The sequence below is a fragment of the Paenarthrobacter sp. OM7 genome (assembly GCF_029873575.1).
Taxonomy (GTDB): domain Bacteria; phylum Actinomycetota; class Actinomycetes; order Actinomycetales; family Micrococcaceae; genus Arthrobacter.
In genome coordinates, this window is the sequence record NZ_CP123579.1 from 4,336,165 (window position 1) to 4,352,227 (window position 16,063).

The window sequence follows — 16,063 nt, forward strand, 5'->3', positions numbered from 1 at the left end:
GCGGGGGAGCGCAAGTCCCAACCCGAAGGAGGTGAGGATTTGCCCCGGCGGTGGGCGACGGCGTCGTTTCCTAGGTTGCGCCACTCAGGCCACTGTTGCCAGAGGCATCAGCGGAATGTGCAAAATAAAGTCCGATGGGCAACTGATCGGAAAGCGATGTCAGCCCTTCGCCAAGCGCGAGGGGTTGATTCCTGTGACCCGCTTGTAGAGGCGACTGAAATAGTAGACATCCCGGAACCCCAACAGCCGGGCAGTTTCCGTGACATTGTGTTCGCCGCTGCTTAGGAACTCCGTGGCCTTGGTGATCCTTATGTGCTGCTGGTAGTTGGTCGCCGTCATGCCCGTCACTTTCTTGAAAACCACCCGGAAATGCGAGGGGCTCAGTCCGCTCATTTGTGCCAGTTCCTCGACGGAATAGACGCTGTGGTAATTCTCCAGCAAGTGGGCGGTGACTGTAGCTACGCGACGGGCATGCGGCGCCGACAGTGCAGGACGCGTGTACTCTTCAACGGCCCTCGAGAGAACAAGTGAGAGGAGGCCCCGGATCTGAAGCTGATGCCCCGGCTGTTTTGCCTCCCAGGCCACTCTCATCTGATAGAACAAACTTCCCACCTCGGCCGGCACGTTATGCGTGATGGGGGGAAGGTCCTTCAGCAGATTGGCCGACTCCTCATCCAAGGCTGCCAGCTGGAAGGCAGCAGACACAAAGTGCCACGGGTCATCACGGTCGCTGCGGCCCGTGTGCGGCATGCCTGCGGGCAGGAAAATCAGGGTCCCGGAGACTACACGGTGAGAGGTGCCATTCACCCGGTAATAGGCCTTACCGGACACGCAGTAGGCAAGAATGTGCGAGCGGGAATTGACGAAATCCTTGATTCCCCAAGCAGGGTTGGGGGTGCGATTGATCACGTAGTCCACGCCGGTAACTGCGCAGTCGTAGGACATGGCGATGCCACTGACAGGACCTTCCTGAAGCTCTTCCATACGCTCGTCTCTAATGGCTTTGTTCCAACCCTCATGTGGGCGACTGGCCTGTACATTAGCATGCTGCCCGCAGAAGCTGGAGCGTCGTCGAATAGTGCAAATTTACGGCACGGGAGGAATGGGAAAACCCACCCCGACTTCCTAGAGTTGATACCCAAGGAGCACGCCCCGGCGGGGTGAGTGAATCCACATTCGGCTACCGCAATCAACGACGAAAGGCGGACAAGCATGTCCCCGAACACCTTGGGCACCGACCCAGTACACGTCATGGAACGGACGGACTCGGAACGATCGGGCTCCGCCAAGCCGGCCGCCACGACCGCACTGTCGGACCGCGAACTTTGCGATCGTTTTGAAGTCATCCCTACTGCAGCCATCAACGATGTGCTTCGCAGCAAGGGCCTCATCCAGCAGGTCCTTCCGCCCAGCGTTGAGGGGCTTGAACCCAGCATGCGCGTGGCCGGCATTGCCTTCACCATCAAAGGGTCAAAGAACCTTCAGCTGGCAAATGAGATGGAAGAGCGGGCTGCAATGCTCGAGGCCATTCCGCAGGACGCTGTCTGTGTCTGGGATACGTCCAACGACGACGAATCGGCCCAGTGGGGCGAAGTCATGACCATGGCGGCGCAACGGCAGGGATGCCGAGGCGCCATTGTAGACGGCGGAGTGCGCGACACCGACAAGATCCTGGAACTGGACTTCCCCGTTTTCTGCCGCTACCGCACATCCAACGGCATGCTCGGCCGTTTCCGAATGTCGGCCTGGCAGGTGCCGGTCCGCATCGGACAAGTCACCATCCATCCAGGCGACATCACTGTGGGCGACATCGATGGAGTGATCATCGTCCCTCGCGCCCTCGCCGAGGAAACGCTGGTTGAAGCGGAACGGATCCAGTTCGACGAAATCAGCCTCAAGAAGATGATCACCGACGGCATTGCTCCGAGGGAGGTGGTGGAGCGTGGAGGTTACTTCTAAACTCCCAACCGAGCGGTTAACGAGCTTTGACGCCGCGTCCAAGACACCGCACCAGATCGCCGTCGGACTTTACAACCACTACAACGACATTGAGGAAATCAAGGCCTACTACGGTGTATTGGCGATCTACGGCCTGGCCCGTGCGGCAGTTGCAGCCACTGACGAGGCCCTGCTGGACAGGGTTGAAGAGATCGTCCGGCGCTTCCCCGACGAAGTGTCCCATCCTCACTACAACTTTCCCAGCTACAGCATCGGCGGAATCGCCCAGGCTTTTCTGAGCTCCATCGGCCGGACACCGGACCGCGCGGTGCTGCTGCGTGACTTCGCAGAAGAACTCATGACAGCACCGCGGAACGCTGAAGGGATCATCAAGCTCCCCGGTACAGATGATTCAATCTGGATCGACGCCGCCATGGCTTCCTCGCCGTTCCTCCTGTATGCGGGCCTGGCACTTGATGAACCCCGGTACGTTGACGAAGCCATCACCCAGTCCGTCAAGATGTACGATGCCTTCCTCAACAAGGACAACGGCCTCCTGCATCAGTGCCGGAGCTTCGTTGCCCCGGGAGTGCTTTCCCAGGATCACTGGGGACGCGGCAACGGGTGGGGCATCTTCGCCCTTGCGGAACTGCTCCGCGGGCTTCCCGTCGATGCCCCCCGCCGCTCTGAGGTTGAGAGCCGCTTCGTTGCCCTATGCACCGCTCTCCTCCCCCACCAGACCCTTCGTGGTTTGTGGCGTCAAGAGATTCCGCTTCAGAGCGCCTGGGAGGAAGCCTCCGGAACCGGACTCATCCTCTACAGCATCGGCGTAGGCATCGAACAAGGGATTCTTACTGGCACGACGTGGGCCGACGCCGTGGTCCGCGGCCTCAACGGCCTGAGCGAATGGTGCATCAACCAGGACTATTCCACCGAAAACAGCTGTCCAGGAACCCTGTGTCCCGGCACCGGGGACAGCAAGGGAACCGTCCAGGCCTACGTGGAGCTGCCCGTACCCCACCAGGATGAGCACCACAGTTTCTCCGCACTGATCCTGGCCTTATCCGTTGCCCCGGTTGTGGGCGTTGAAGATCTTCAGCTGAGAGCCACTCCGCAAAGCACCGCCTACCTTCCGGCGATGACGTCATGAGCCTCCAGAAAACAGCCTCCACCATGGCCAAAGAAGAACTCCCGCCAGTAGACAAGACTAAAACCAGGCGCCCCGGGCCCTCAGCAAAGAACACCCAGCAGCCGAAAATTTCTGTTCGTAAAAGGCTGCGGCGGGACCTGACGCTACTCCTGCTGCTCACACCCGGCCTGCTGTTCTTCCTCATCTTCCAGTACTGGGCGCTCGGTGGATACGTCATCGCATTCCAGGACTACGTCCCGTTCCTTGGAATTGAAGGCTCCGATTGGGTGGGCCTGGAGAACTTCCAGGCGTTCTTCGGCGGCCCGGCCGTCTGGCAGGCAGTCAGGAACACGCTGCAGATCTCGGCACTGCAGCTGATCTTCTTCTTCCCGGCACCGATCGCACTGGCGATCTTCCTCCACAGCGTTCAATTCGACTGGGCGCGGAAAATTGTCCAGAGCATCGTCTACCTTCCGCACTTCATCTCCTGGGTGATCGTGGTGGCGCTCTTCCAGCAGGTTCTGGGACCTGTAGGCGTTGTCAACGGATGGCTGTCCGACGCAGGCCTTTCAACCATCGACGTCATCGGCAACCCCTCGGCATTCCAGCCGCTGATGGTCGCACAGTTGATCTGGAAAGACTGCGGATGGGGCATGATCATCTTCCTCGCCGCCCTCTACCGCGTGGATGAGCAGCTGTATGAAGCTGCCGCGATCGACGGAGCCGGCTGGTGGCGGCGACTATGGCACGTCACCCTCCCGTCCATGCGCCCCATCATCGTCCTGCTCTTCATCCTGAAACTCGGGGACATCCTCACTGTCGGATTCGAGCAGATCTTCCTCCAACGCAACGCCGTTGGCCCCGAAGCTGCCGAAGTCCTGGACACCTTTGTGTACTTCTCCGGCGTCATTGACGGCAACTGGGGCTATGCCACGGCGGTAGGACTGCTGAAGGGCATCATCGCCGCAGTGCTCGTTTACCTGGCCAACAAGGCCGCCCACAAACTAGGAGAACAGGGGCTGTACCGATGAAAGCCTTGCTGAGCCGGACGATCCTTGCAAGAAGCGAGCGACCCGCGTGGATGAAAAAGCCGCATCCCGCCATCGTGGCGCTCAAGGGAATATCGCTGCTGATCATCGCAGCGCTGATCATCTTCCCCTTCCTGGTGGTGGTCTCAACCAGCCTTGCCAGCAAGGAAGAAGTGATCTCCAGCGGCGGCTGGGTTGTTTGGCCGCAGTCCATCAGCTTCGAAGCCTATACAACCATCTTGTCCGGCGGCGTCGTCTCCCGGGCCACCATGGTCAGCTTGGGGATCACGGTTATAGGAACAGCGTTGTCCTTGCTCGCGACGATCGGCATGGGCTACGCACTGGCCCGCCCCCACCTTTTCGCCGGAAAACCGATCCTGCTGATGGTGCTCCTGACCTTCCTGTTTACGCCCGGCCTTATCCCGACGTATCTGGTGGTCCAAAGCCTCGGACTGATCGATAACTACGCTTCCCTGATTCTTCCCGTGCTGGTCAATGCCTTCAACCTCATTGTGTTGCGCGGCTTTTTCCAAGGCATCCCGGAGGAACTGTACGAGGCTGCGCGCATCGACGGCGCAGGCGAACTTCGTACGCTGTGGAACGTCGCCCTCCCTTTGTCCAAGGCCGCCATCGCTGTGGTGGGACTCTTCTACGCCGTCGGGTACTGGAACTCGTTCTTCAGCGCCATCCTGTACCTCAGCGACTCAACCCGATGGCCGCTCCAAGTGGTGTTGCGCCAGTACGTGCTGGAAGGCTCACCCCTTGCCGGCAACGTGTCCAGCGCCGAGGCAATGCTGAGCTCCCCCACATCCATCCAAATGGCCGTCGTGGTTCTGGCCATGATCCCCATCCTGTGCGTCTTCCCCTTCGTGCAGCGTCACTTCACCCAAGGCGTCCTGACCGGCGCCATCAAGTCCTGACCCACATTCCACTTCACTCACAACCTCGCGTTGAGAGCTTAACTTGCCCTCTCCACGTACTCGGATGAATCACATCAAAGGAGATTTCGATGAATCAGCCCTCCCGTAGAAGCGTTCTGCAGTTCCTCGGCGCCGGCGCCCTGGGTGCAGCCTTTGGCCCCGCACTGGTTAGCTGCTCCACCGGTGGCGGGTCAACTGCCAGCAGTTCCAACGTGGCCCCATGGCCTACGTTCGCCAAGGCGGTTGGACCTAAACCTGACCTTCCCAGCACCTTGGGCCCCAACGGCATTGATGGCTTTTTCAAGTACCCAACGGACTTGGCCCAGTCAGTGACAAAAACAGTGGGTGACGGCAGCAAGGTTTCATCGCTGATCCTTAGTTACAGCCCGCCGCCCAACCCCGCTCCCCAGAACATCCGTTGGGCGGCCATTAACAAAGCCACGAACACAGACATTCAGCTCAACATCGTTCCGGCCTCCGAGTACACCCAGAAACTATCCACCATCACGGCGTCCAATGACCTGCCGGACACCATGTTGATTCCTGCCTCACCGCCCATGCCGCGGGCCAAGCAGTTTGTGAAGGCCAAATGCCAGGACCTCACCGAATACCTGAGCGGTGACAACATCCTGGAGTACCCCAACCTGGCAGCACTTCCCCGCTACGCCTGGGAAGCCATGGGACGCATTGACGGCGGCATCTACGGTATCCCCAACCCGCGCGCGAGGGCCGGAGGGGTCCTGCACGTCAACCGGGACCTGTTCGACGCAGCCGGTGCTCCTGAACCGTGGACCAAGGAACAGTTCACCCAGTCCCTGCGTGACATCACCAAGGGCTCCACCTACGGCCTTGGTGCCTTTGCCGGCTGGGACTTCTCCCTGGACACGATGGCCGGTCCCTTCGGAGCACCGAACCAGTGGAAGGAAGAGAACGGAGAGTTCACGGCCACCCGCCAGACAGCAGAGTTCAGGTCCGGCATTGAGTTGGCACGCGATCTCTATAAGGAGGGGCTGTACCACCCCAGCTCCAACACGGCGTCCCAGAACGACATGATGAATCAGTACTATGCGAAGAATGTCGCAGCAGTGCCGGGCAACTTCATGAACTACGGCAACGGTACCTTCTTCGACCGGGTCGGGGGCAACTTCCGGACCGACATCGCAGTTCCTTTCGGTACGGAGATGCAGAGCTGGCTTGGATCTGGAATCTTCGGTTACACCGTGTTCAAGAAGGCCGATCCGGAGCGTATCAAGATGCTTCTGCGCCTCTGTGACTACATGGCCGCCCCGTACGGCACCGTGGAATGGGAACTGGTTCAGAAGGGTGTTGAGGGCCAGCACTTCAAGCGCACCCCTGATGGCCTGGAAATGACCAAACTGGCGTCCACCGAAAATGCGAACACCACCCCTGTTTCCTACATTGCCAAAGCCCAGGAATTCATCCAGGTCCCCAATAAGCCTGAAGCCACCAAACGTGCCTTCGAGGTTTACGAAAAGATCGTTTCCAACGGAACCGCGAATCCTGCGCTCGGCCTGGACTCCGAAACCATGGAGCGCGAAGAGTCTGACATCCTGCGCAAACTTTCGGACGTCAGCAACGCGGTCGTCACGGGACGCTCGGACATCTCCGCTTGGGACTCGGCAATCGAGGTCTACAACAGCGGAAGTGGAAAAAAGATCCGGGAAGAACTGGCCAAAGCGTACGCCGACCAGAAAGACGCCTAGCAAGAGGGCGGAACACCCCCCGATCTGTATCAGCCAGCTCCGGCCAGCTACCCCATCAACCTGTATAGGACCTTGGCAGAATGTCATTTGTAATCGATCCCGCCCCTACCTTTCGCCTGACCGGTCGACTCGATGTGGAAAAGATCGCCGCCTCGTGCGCTTCGAACCCCCGCGCCGCCCGGATGGTGGACGTTCTCCTTGCCCGTGCCACCAAATGGTCATCCCAAGAGACAGTTAGTAACCCGGGCGAGCTGGCCGAGTGGTGGCATGTCTGCTGGGAACGGATCAGTGACGTGGCTTTTGCCCACGCGTACCGGCCCGATCCCGTTCTTGAAGGTTGGCTTCGGGGCGAAGTGCTGCGGATCTGCGCCCTGAGCCCCGACGAATGGGTGGGCCCGTCCTTCCGGGCTAAAACACGCCCCACCATTGCCTACCTCGAGACCGCGCACGTAGGGCTGGCTGTTGCCATCGCTTTGGAGCTCTGCCCGGAAATCTTCAGCCCGGCTGAGCGTCAAACCATTGAAGAGGCTGTGATCACCAAGGGCTTGGAACCCAGCCGACGCTGGCTCGAAGCGCAGGATCGGCTTCCGGTCCGTGGGGCTGAACCCGGCCGGGAACTGAACAACTGGTACATGGTGCTGCTGGATGGCTACGCAGCCATGGCCCTCGCCGTCGGTTCGGACCAGGACATCGTGACGCTTCCGGATCGCTTCAAAAAGACTGCAACCTTGTACCAAAGGGACAGCTACCCGGAATCCCTGCAGTATTGGGGCTACGCGACTCTCCATCTGACCCACCTTTACGAGTTGATGAGCGCAGCCGGGCTTCCAGGAACCGATCCTGGGCTACTGGTTCCAGCAGCCCGCAGCCTACCTTGGGTGGCCCATTCGGTCATGTTCTCCACCAAGGAAGGCCTTTGGGGTGAAGGCAAGCACCTGACCTTGCTCAACTTCGGTGACTCGGCCATGACCGGCCGGCCTCCGGCAGACTCACTACTCTGCATGGCACACCATCTTGAGGACCCACAAGCAGCTGGCCTGGCCCGTTGGCTGTTCGAACAGGGTTACGCCGATCTTGAGTTGGCTCCTACCGATCTTGCCTCGTTCGGGTTCTTCAATCAGATCAGCTGGATCAGCTTGTCTCATCTGGCGGATGCGGCGGATGCCGTATCGCCGGTGGCAGCAGGCCTGCCTGAGGTTCAGAGCTTCGCAGAAGGAACGGTGATTGCGCGGGACAACTGGACGGACACCCGAACTGTCGTTGCGGTCCGCAACGGCCACGACAAACTGCCGACGGCGTCACACCGCCAGCGCGATCAGGGCAGCTTTATCGCTGGTCATGGCGGCGAAGTGTTCTTCACTGATCCCGGTCACTGCTGCTACCGGCTGCGCGCCTACCAAGACGCCAAAGATAGTAGCGCCCACAGCACCTGGTCCTTCTCGGACCCGGCATCCGGACAAACCATGCACCAGAAACAGAGCCTCGGTATTGATGCCCTGGGCCTTCGCCGTGCGCCGGAAACTGTGGAGAACGTCTTTCCCGGCCCAGCTTCAGTGTTCGGCGCCGACATCGCGGACGCTTACGGAAAGCCGGTGACGCGTGCACAACGGACGTGGGTAACCTGGCTGCCTCATGTGGCGGTGATCGTTGACGACATCGAGACCGCAAGGCCCATGGTGGTCAACTCCCAGTTCGTCCTGAACAACCGGGACAACAAACTACGGACCAATCGCGCCACTGATACCCGGCTGGTCTTCCGGCGCGGGGATGCTGCAGTGAAGTTCTTCCAGCTCAGCGGCGAAACTGATGGGCTGGCGTCTGCGGCCCCCGTGGAAACAGAGCTCTCGGCATTGCATGACGTCTATGACCCCCACCCGAATGCCCCGGGGCAAGGCAAGGAAGGCAGCGGCCACGTGCACACCTTCTCCACGGCCACTGCCGGCACCCGTCACCGGGCCGTGTACATCATCATCATGGACCACGACTCACAGATTCAGAACTGGCACGCCTACGCCCAGGCCGACGGCAGCATAGAACTGGGACTGCCGGACCATACAAAGGTTCTGCTTCCCTTGACGCGGCTCCTCAAGGAAACGCCGGCGAAATCCGGCAAGTAACCCCTTCCAACCAATCAAACATTCCGAACTGCTCCTTGAATCAATGAATAAGTGCAGTCACTTGTGGCTGCCCGAAAGGACTACGCATGGAAAAGATCTCGAACGACACGTCAACGAAGATGAGTCCCGGACGGAGGGATGTTTTGCGGTTGATGGGCATTGGTGCAGCCGTGGGAGCGGTGGGCTTCACCATTGAGGAAGGTGCGCTGCTGACCAAAGCGGCCATGGCCTCCGCTGGACGTAAGATCTACGTCCGTGCTGACGCCGGTACAGGCCCTGACCATGACGGCAGCTCCCCGGAGCGGGCGTTCAACACTTTGCAGGCAGCCTCGAACGTGACCGAGCCCGGGGATACTGTCCTGATCATGAATGGCACCTACATCGACGACGGTGCCCCGGGGAACCAAGGCACACTGATCATCACCCGCTCGGGCACGGCCGGGCAACCGATCACCTACACCGCGTTCCCGAACCACACACCCGTGATCACAGTGACCCGGAACTCCTGGACCGGCATCAGGATCACCAGCGCCAGCTACATCACCATCGAAAACCTGACCCTGAGCGGACTCAGCGCCGGACTGAAATACGAAGACGCCTACGAACTGCGCCTCAAAGCCACCCCCACCTACAACGCGAACGGCATCGCCATCCAACCGGCCGCCGGGAACGCCGGCGGAGCCGGCTCCCACCACATCACGGTGCGCAACAACCTCGTGCACCACTGGCCAGGCGGCGGCATCGCAGCAACAAAGGCGGACTACCTCACCGTGCACGGGAACACGGTGCACTCCAACGCCTGGTATTCGATCTTCGCCAACAGCGGCATCTCCACCCTGGTCCCGTCAAACTTCGACTCCAGCACCGGGTACAAACACATCTTCACGAACAACCTTGTCTATGACAACCAGTCCTTCATCCCCTGGCGGCAGCAGGGAAAGATCTCCGACGGCAACGGCATCATCGTCGACTCCACCCTGGGCACCGAAGCCGGCGGAACCCGGTACAAGGGCCGGACACTGGTAGCGAACAACATCGTGATCAACAACGGCGGATCCGGGATCCACTCCTACAAAGCCAACGGCGTGGACATCATCAACAACACCGCCTACCTCAACGCCGCCAGCCCCGCCCTGGACTACGGAAACATCGGCGCCTGGGTCAGCGAGGACTGCAACGTCCTGAACAACATCTCCTACGTCCGGACCGGTAAATCCACCAACTCCGCCTACAAAAACATCAACGTCCTCTACGACCACAACATCTACTACAACGGCCGGGCCCCGGAGGTCGTTGGTCCCAACGACCTCATTGCGGACCCCCAGTTCGTTAGCCCGGCCCTAACCCCAGCCGACGCAGACTTCAGGCTGCAAGACGGCTCCCCCGCGATCGGCAGCGGCACCAAGAACCTGGCTCCAAAAGACGATTTCACGGGCAAGACGCGCCCGCCAGGACGTGGAATCGACCGAGGCGCCTACAGGGCAAACGGCTACGGGTCCTGACCTTACCGGCGCCGATGCCCGGTCCGGCAGGTAGCCCCACCGCCGGACCGGGCACTTCCTAATCCCACTCCGGGAACCTAGACACCGCGAAAGAGATCGACATGACGCAGGCAACCCGTTTCGGGGTCAACTACGTGCCCAGCAAAGGCTGGTGGTACTCGTGGAATGACTGGATCGACCAAGATTTCCAGGACGATTTCCAGGCCATAGCCCAGCTCGGATGCGACCACGTACGCGTGCACTGCCTTTGGCCGCTGCTGCAACCGAACCCGGGGATGGTGAGCAACACCATGCTTGATCGCCTTGTCCGCCTTCTGGATCTGGCCGAGGCCAACGGCATGGACGTCATCGTGACGGTTTTCAATGGCTGGCTTAGCGGATTCGATTTCCGCCCCTCGTGGCTGCACGACAACGTCAACATCTTCACCGACGAGGCAGCCATAACCGCTCAGCTGTCGCTCCTCGATTCGCTGGCGAAGCGGGTAGGTACCCACCCGCGTTTCCTGGGCTTCGATGTCGCCAACGAACCCTGCGTCCTGGCCACTTCAACAAAAAATGTCACAACCCAGCCGCAAGGGGACGCCTGGGTCCGGACCCTCCTGGACCATTGCCAGCAGCTTGCCCCTGGAAAATTGCATTCCGTTGGCATGGATCACGCACCGTGGCTGGCAGCCGACGTTCCCTTTGGTCGGCCCACGCTGGCCAACACCGGTGGGCTCACGCCCATCCACGCCTGGAGCTACTTCACCGGTGCACTCGAGCAGTACGGCCCGCTCGGTACCGGCACACTCCATCTGGCCGAATTCATGCTCGAACTCGCCAAAGCATTCCAGGACGACCCCACCCGGCCCGTCTGGCTTCAGGAATACGGCGTCGCAAACGACTGGATGACAGCTCAAGAACGCGAAACATACGTCGACAAGCAACCCGATCCGCGCTCAGCGTCGAAAATCTATGGGGCATTACCTGGTGGTGTTCTCACGACATCAACAGAGAGCTCACAGGCTTCGTCGAACTCGAATACGACCTCGGCCTCCTCACCGTGGACAACCACGTCAAACCCACCGGCGCCCGTTTCGCGAGCATCATCGCCGAAGTCAAAGCGGGAAGCGTGGCCGAACCCCAACCACGCAATACGGCACTTATCCTTGACGACGACCAGACGCCGGACCTGACCTTCGCGGACCGCTTCTTCGCCGTCATCGACTCCGGCGAGTCCCCGGCGATCATCCTCAGAAGTAAAGCCAACGATGACCGCTACCTGGCCAGCCGCGGGATCACCGCCATAGTTTAATGGCATGCTGCCCTGAAGAAGCTCAAGTCCCGGCATCGAGACCTCAGCAGGTCCCGCAGAAGGAGGAACAATGCCACCGGAAACGATCGTCATCACTGGCGGTGCTGGGCGCATCGCTACCGCGCTGCGCCCACGGTTGAGGAAATCCGGCCGGACCATCCGGCTTCTGGATGTGACCGCACCGGAGGGACCGCTGGACGTCAACGAGGAATTCCACCATATTCCGGTCACCGACCTCGACGGCACCACCAGGGCATGCTTGGGAGCCCGGGCCCTGGTGCACCTGGGCGGGGACCCCTCGGAACGGCCTTGGGCCGAGCTTGTGGACACGAACATCACCGGAACCTACACGGCCTTTGAAAGTGCGCGCGCAGCCGGCGTCCCCAACGTGTTCTTCGCCAGCTCACTGCACTGCGTCGGCTACAACACGTTCGAATCCGCAAGCCAAAGCCCGGTTGCTCCGCCACGACCTGACACCCTCTACGGCGTGACGAAAGCGGCAGGAGAAGCAATCGGCAGCCTCTACGCCGACCGCTTCAGCATGCGTGTGGTAGCAGCACGGATCATGGAATTCGGTGAACATCCGTCCGGGCAACGGCAACGGCTCACCTGGTTTTCCCACGACGACGCAGCACGCCTTGTAGAAGCAGCCATACAACTGGCAGAACCGGGCTTCCACATCGTCTGGGGAAGCTCACGGAACAGCAAAGGGACCGTACCCTTGGGACCCGGAGAAGCAATCGGGTTCTTCCCGCAGGACGACGCCGAAGACCACCTCCAGAGCATGGCTTCTTCTCCCAAGGATGACCCCAAGGACCCTAAAACCGAGCTCATCGCCGGAACGTTCATTGATCCCCAACACCCCATCAACACCGACTGGACCTAGGGAACGGTTCCTGGCTACCCCTTAGGCGGGGCGCAACTACCGCCTACCACCAAATTTCCTTGGAAAACAAGGTTTTCCTTTGGCTCCTTGGGTGATGCGATCCTCGCCAGCAACAGCCGCACTGCGCTGGCTCCGATGTCTTTGAGGGGTGGCCGCAGGGTGGTCAGCGGCGGTTGCGTGAAGCGCGCGGACTGGGTTCCGTCGAACGAGACAATGGAAATGTCTTCGGGGACGCGCAGTCCCAGACTGCTGCAGGCGTGCAGGACCCCATGGGCCTGCGCGTCGGAACTGACAAAAACGGCAGTGGGAACGTCGTATCCAGGCATCCGATGCTCCGGACTCAGGAGGCTGGTGGCTGCCTCCGCGCCGCCTTGAGGAGTAAACGCCCCTTGGGCCACCAGATCCGGTGAATGGGGCGCCGAGGCCCGCCGTTGCTGTTCCCGCCACCCTTGCACCCGGTCCTTGCTGGTTCTCAGGGGCCAGGGTCCGCTGATACAGGCGATACGCCTGTGGCCCCAGCTTTGAAGATGTTCGACGGCGGTGGCCGCACCCTGGATATTGTCCACGTGGACACAAGAGGTGGAATCTGTGTCGTCTACGCGGTCAACCACCACAATTGGCGGCAGCTGTTCCTTGTGTTCACGGATCTTCGCCAGAGCGTCCGAAGAGATCAGGAGCAGTCCGTCCACCCTTCGGTCAATCAAGGAGCGGACATGGGTTCTTTGCAGCTTGGCATCCTCGTGGGTGATCCCGATGGAAAGCAGAAAGCCGGCTTGCAGAAGCTCGTGCTCAATGACCTCGGCCAGCTCCGCGAAGTAGGGGTTGACCGGGCTGGGGATAAGGAGGCCCACGTTCTTAGTGGATCCTCCCCGGAGAGCGGATGCCACTGCGTTCGGCCGGTAGTCCAGTGCTTCGATGGCTGCGTTGACCCGTGCCCGGGCTTCCCGGGATACCGGCCTGGGGCCACCATTGATGACGTAGCTGACGACTGCCGGCGAAACATTCGCCAGTGACGCAACGTCTGCTCGCGTCACCATGTCCTGCTCCTTTTTGACCCAGTTCTTCTAAGAATGACCAGCTGTCACCGACCCCAGTTCATCACGCATCGGGTAGGAAGACTGCGCGCCGAACCGGCCCACAGCGAAGCTTCCTGCTTCAACGCCGACGGTAGTTGCTTGCTCGAGGCTTGCGCCGGCTGACAGTTCCGCAGCCAAAGCCCCCACGAAAGCGTCGCCGGCGCCGGTGGTATCCACCACGGCGTCCACGGTGGGGGCTCCAACGAGTCCTTCCCCGGAGCTGTCGGACCAGCAGGCTCCTTGGGCACCCATGGTGATCACAGCCGAGCGCACTGAATCACGCAGGACTTTCAGGGCACGCTGTGCCGAGTCAAGATCGCTCACGGGAAAGCCAACCATAGCGGCGGCTTCGGATTCGTTGACGATGAGTGGATCGCAGAAGGAGAGGGTCGCCTCCGGCATCGCCTGATAGGGAGCCAGGTTAAGGACAATACGACTGTGCGCCTCCGCCGCCGCATCGATGGCCGCGTGGATGACCTCCGGCCTGATCTCCGCCTGCAGGACCACCACGGGTGGCAGGGTGTCTGACCCAATCGCCCGGCGGACCCTGTTCGCATGCAGGGCGTAGTTCGCGCCGGGGACTACTGTGATGGAATTTTCGCCGCTCTGGAACACGGAAACCAGGGCCAGCCCGGTTTGCTCGTGTGCCGCTATTTCCACGGCTGCCGCATCGACGCCTTCCTGGCGTAAGGCACGCAACAGGTTTTCGCCGTCTCTGTCGTCTCCGACACATCCGACGAACCGGACCTTGGCGCCCATGCGGGCAGCGGCCACGGCCTGATTGGCGCCTTTTCCTCCTGCGTGCTTGACCAGTGCTTTGGCCAGGACGGTTTCACCGGGTGCTGGTGGAACCACGACCTTGACGATGTAATCCATGTTCGCCGATCCCACCACCAGCACGGTGCTGTTGCTGCTCACGCTATGAACCTCCTAATCCCGACGAGGCAAGTCCGTCGATGAAGCGACGCTGAAGTATCGGGAACAGGATCAACATCGGTGCGATCATGATGATGCCCGCTGAGCTGATCAGGGAAAGTTCGGTCACTTAAGGCCGTTCACGGCGAGGCTGAACGTGCGCTCTGCGAGGTCGGAGATCCGTGCGTTGTCGAAGCCGAACAGCGCGGACCGGACCCTGTCCTGCAGGGGATCGATAAGGTGTGAGGGCAGCTTCGCCGTTCCCGCGAGGATTCCGGCTACGGAGCCGACGGTGGCGCCGTTGGAATCGGTATCCCAACCGCCCATCACAGTCAGTCCCACCGATCGGGTGTAGTCACCTTCGCCCCACAGGAGTCCGGCGACCACCAGGGCCGCGTTATTGACCGTGTGCACCCAGGAGTAGTGCCCATACAGTGACTGGATTTGCTTCAGGGCCTGGTCCCAATCAAGGCCATCCTTGTGCAGTTGCAGCACGGCGTGGATGGCCTCGGCAAGCCGGGATCCGGGCGGAACCACCGACAGCGATACCTTGATGGCTTCGGTGGCATCGTTGGAAGTGAAGGCGGCAGAGATGAGGGCAGCAGCCCACATCTCGCCGTAGACCCCATTTGCCACATGTGACAGTGACGCATCCCGGAAGGCCAGCTCGGCCGCCTTCCACGGGTCTCCGGGGAAAACATAGCCATACACATCACCACGGATTTGGGCGCCGATCCATTCACGGTAGGGGTTGCGGTAGTTGGCAATGTCCGGGCCCGTCAGGCCATTGGTGATATTGATGTACGCGGCTCGTTCTGCAGTGAACACCTGACGCAGCGGCAACAGGGCCGTCCAGGCATCGGCCACATGCTCGGGCGACAGGTCCGCGCCGTGTGTTTCCAACAGGTGCAGGGCAAGGATCGAATAATCGATGTCGTCATCGCGGGACGAGCCGTTGACGTTGCCCAAGGTGGTTTCAGTCCAGCATTCACGCAACTCGAAACCAGCGGGCATGGGGTCCAGCGCGGGCACGTAGTCACGGAGCGGGTAAGCGCCGGCAAGCTGCAAGTAGGCCTTGATGTGGTCCGAGGTCCAGTAGTCGCCCAGTTCCACCGGCTTGCCGAGATTGCAGCCTGCGATGCGACCCAGCCAAGCAGCATGGATCTTGTCAGACAACGTTGAGGCTTCCACCTCAGCAACGGGCGGAGCAGTGGGCAAGGAAGACCGTATGGCTTCCACGCCTTCCGGCTCCACGTACTGCCATTCAGCTGAACGCTGCACGGATGCGAGCTCGTCAACGAGCAACAACACCTGTTCACGGTTGTGGGGGTCTGTAGTTTCCGCGCGGCGGGCGACATCCGCGACGTCGTAGCCGGTTTCCTGGCGCTGGCGGATTTCATCGCGCAATAGATCCCAGGCCGAAAGCGGATCAAATGCTGTGGAGGGGAAGTGGGGAGATGGTGCAGCCATGGAACAAATCCTTCTTGGGAGAGGGCACGGAGGCGCATCTATGCGCGCTGTATCCGAAAAGGGA

15 protein-coding genes are annotated in these 16,063 nt (G+C 60.7%); 10 read left to right on the forward strand and 5 right to left on the reverse strand.

Annotation, left to right across the window (positions count from 1 at the left end):
* Positions 1 to 159: 159 nt before the first annotated feature.
* The gene (locus tag QEH68_RS19985) at positions 160 to 984 is read right to left on the reverse strand and encodes an AraC family transcriptional regulator (protein WP_280624529.1); all 825 of its coding nucleotides are present in this window, start codon (positions 982 to 984) and stop codon (positions 160 to 162) included.
* Positions 985 to 1,212: 228 nt separating this feature from the next.
* Here QEH68_RS19985 and QEH68_RS19990 point away from each other — a divergent pair, with 228 nt between their 5' ends.
* The 10 genes from QEH68_RS19990 to QEH68_RS20035 all read left to right on the forward strand — a co-directional run bounded on the left by QEH68_RS19990 (position 1,213) and on the right by QEH68_RS20035 (position 12,538).
* Positions 1,213 to 1,959, forward strand: a complete 747-nt coding sequence (locus tag QEH68_RS19990) for an RraA family protein (RefSeq protein ID WP_280624531.1) — start codon at positions 1,213 to 1,215, stop codon at positions 1,957 to 1,959.
* On the forward strand, positions 1,943 to 3,088 hold the full coding sequence (locus QEH68_RS19995) for a glycoside hydrolase family 88 protein (RefSeq protein ID WP_280624532.1): 1,146 nt from the start codon (positions 1,943 to 1,945) through the stop codon (positions 3,086 to 3,088). The genes QEH68_RS19990 and QEH68_RS19995 overlap by 17 nt, the downstream gene beginning before the upstream one ends.
* Positions 3,085 to 4,098 (forward strand): ABC transporter permease subunit, encoded by a 1,014-nt coding sequence (locus tag QEH68_RS20000; RefSeq protein WP_280624533.1) that lies wholly within the window; start codon positions 3,085 to 3,087, stop codon positions 4,096 to 4,098. Before QEH68_RS19995 ends, QEH68_RS20000 begins: the two co-directional genes overlap by 4 nt.
* 50 nt (positions 4,099 to 4,148) lie before the next feature.
* Complete coding sequence (locus QEH68_RS20005; protein WP_280624534.1) at positions 4,149 to 5,015, forward strand: carbohydrate ABC transporter permease; 867 nt, start codon at positions 4,149 to 4,151, stop codon at positions 5,013 to 5,015.
* A gap of 89 nt (positions 5,016 to 5,104) precedes the next feature.
* A complete protein-coding gene (locus tag QEH68_RS20010; protein WP_280624536.1) occupies positions 5,105 to 6,739 on the forward strand; it encodes an extracellular solute-binding protein in 1,635 nt (544 codons plus the stop codon).
* Between the two features lie 80 nt (positions 6,740 to 6,819).
* Positions 6,820 to 8,856, forward strand: a complete 2,037-nt coding sequence (locus QEH68_RS20015) for a heparinase II/III family protein (protein WP_280624537.1) — start codon at positions 6,820 to 6,822, stop codon at positions 8,854 to 8,856.
* A gap of 86 nt (positions 8,857 to 8,942) precedes the next feature.
* Positions 8,943 to 10,358 carry a right-handed parallel beta-helix repeat-containing protein gene (locus QEH68_RS20020; protein WP_280624539.1) on the forward strand — a complete coding sequence of 472 codons (1,416 nt, stop codon included), beginning with the start codon at positions 8,943 to 8,945 and terminating at the stop codon, positions 10,356 to 10,358.
* A 101-nt stretch (positions 10,359 to 10,459) separates the two neighbouring features.
* Entirely contained in the window at positions 10,460 to 11,533 is a 1,074-nt protein-coding gene (locus tag QEH68_RS20025; protein ID WP_280624541.1) for a cellulase family glycosylhydrolase, read from the forward strand.
* Complete coding sequence (locus tag QEH68_RS20030; RefSeq protein WP_280624543.1) at positions 11,470 to 11,652, forward strand: hypothetical protein; 183 nt, start codon at positions 11,470 to 11,472, stop codon at positions 11,650 to 11,652. The genes QEH68_RS20025 and QEH68_RS20030 overlap by 64 nt, the downstream gene beginning before the upstream one ends.
* Before the next feature lie 70 nt (positions 11,653 to 11,722).
* Complete coding sequence (locus QEH68_RS20035; RefSeq protein WP_280624545.1) at positions 11,723 to 12,538, forward strand: NAD(P)-dependent oxidoreductase; 816 nt, start codon at positions 11,723 to 11,725, stop codon at positions 12,536 to 12,538.
* Between the two features lie 14 nt (positions 12,539 to 12,552).
* On the opposite strand, the gene QEH68_RS20040 is transcribed toward QEH68_RS20035, so the two are convergent.
* The 4 genes from QEH68_RS20040 to QEH68_RS20055 are packed head-to-tail and all read right to left on the reverse strand — an operon-like array spanning position 12,553 to position 15,999.
* Positions 12,553 to 13,575 carry a LacI family DNA-binding transcriptional regulator gene (locus QEH68_RS20040; protein WP_280624547.1) on the reverse strand — a complete coding sequence of 341 codons (1,023 nt, stop codon included), beginning with the start codon at positions 13,573 to 13,575 and terminating at the stop codon, positions 12,553 to 12,555.
* A gap of 27 nt (positions 13,576 to 13,602) precedes the next feature.
* Positions 13,603 to 14,532, reverse strand: coding sequence for a ribokinase (locus QEH68_RS20045; RefSeq protein ID WP_280624549.1), 930 nt, complete (start codon positions 14,530 to 14,532; stop codon positions 13,603 to 13,605).
* 1 nt (position 14,533) lies between these two features.
* Positions 14,534 to 14,659 carry a hypothetical protein gene (locus QEH68_RS20050; RefSeq protein ID WP_280624550.1) on the reverse strand — a complete coding sequence of 42 codons (126 nt, stop codon included), beginning with the start codon at positions 14,657 to 14,659 and terminating at the stop codon, positions 14,534 to 14,536.
* Entirely contained in the window at positions 14,656 to 15,999 is a 1,344-nt protein-coding gene (locus QEH68_RS20055; protein ID WP_280624551.1) for an ADP-ribosylglycohydrolase family protein, read from the reverse strand. Before QEH68_RS20055 ends, QEH68_RS20050 begins: the two co-directional genes overlap by 4 nt.
* Positions 16,000 to 16,063: the final 64 nt, after the last annotated feature.

Bases quoted from the DNA above. Each gene is read 5' to 3' on its own strand.
- QEH68_RS19985 (WP_280624529.1), bottom strand. From the start codon at position 984: ATGGAAGAGCTTCAGGAAGGTCCTGTCAGTGGCATCGCCATGTCCTAC.
- QEH68_RS19990 (WP_280624531.1), top strand. From the start codon at position 1,213: ATGTCCCCGAACACCTTGGGCACCGACCCAGTACACGTCATGGAACGG.
- QEH68_RS20000 (WP_280624533.1), top strand. From the start codon at position 3,085: ATGAGCCTCCAGAAAACAGCCTCCACCATGGCCAAAGAAGAACTCCCG.
- QEH68_RS20005 (WP_280624534.1), top strand. From the start codon at position 4,149: ATGAAAAAGCCGCATCCCGCCATCGTGGCGCTCAAGGGAATATCGCTG.
- QEH68_RS20010 (WP_280624536.1), top strand. From the start codon at position 5,105: ATGAATCAGCCCTCCCGTAGAAGCGTTCTGCAGTTCCTCGGCGCCGGC.
- QEH68_RS20015 (WP_280624537.1), top strand. From the start codon at position 6,820: ATGTCATTTGTAATCGATCCCGCCCCTACCTTTCGCCTGACCGGTCGA.
- QEH68_RS20020 (WP_280624539.1), top strand. From the start codon at position 8,943: ATGGAAAAGATCTCGAACGACACGTCAACGAAGATGAGTCCCGGACGG.
- QEH68_RS20025 (WP_280624541.1), top strand. From the start codon at position 10,460: ATGACGCAGGCAACCCGTTTCGGGGTCAACTACGTGCCCAGCAAAGGC.
- QEH68_RS20035 (WP_280624545.1), top strand. From the start codon at position 11,723: ATGCCACCGGAAACGATCGTCATCACTGGCGGTGCTGGGCGCATCGCT.
- QEH68_RS20040 (WP_280624547.1), bottom strand. From the start codon at position 13,575: ATGGTGACGCGAGCAGACGTTGCGTCACTGGCGAATGTTTCGCCGGCA.
- QEH68_RS20055 (WP_280624551.1), bottom strand. From the start codon at position 15,999: ATGGCTGCACCATCTCCCCACTTCCCCTCCACAGCATTTGATCCGCTT.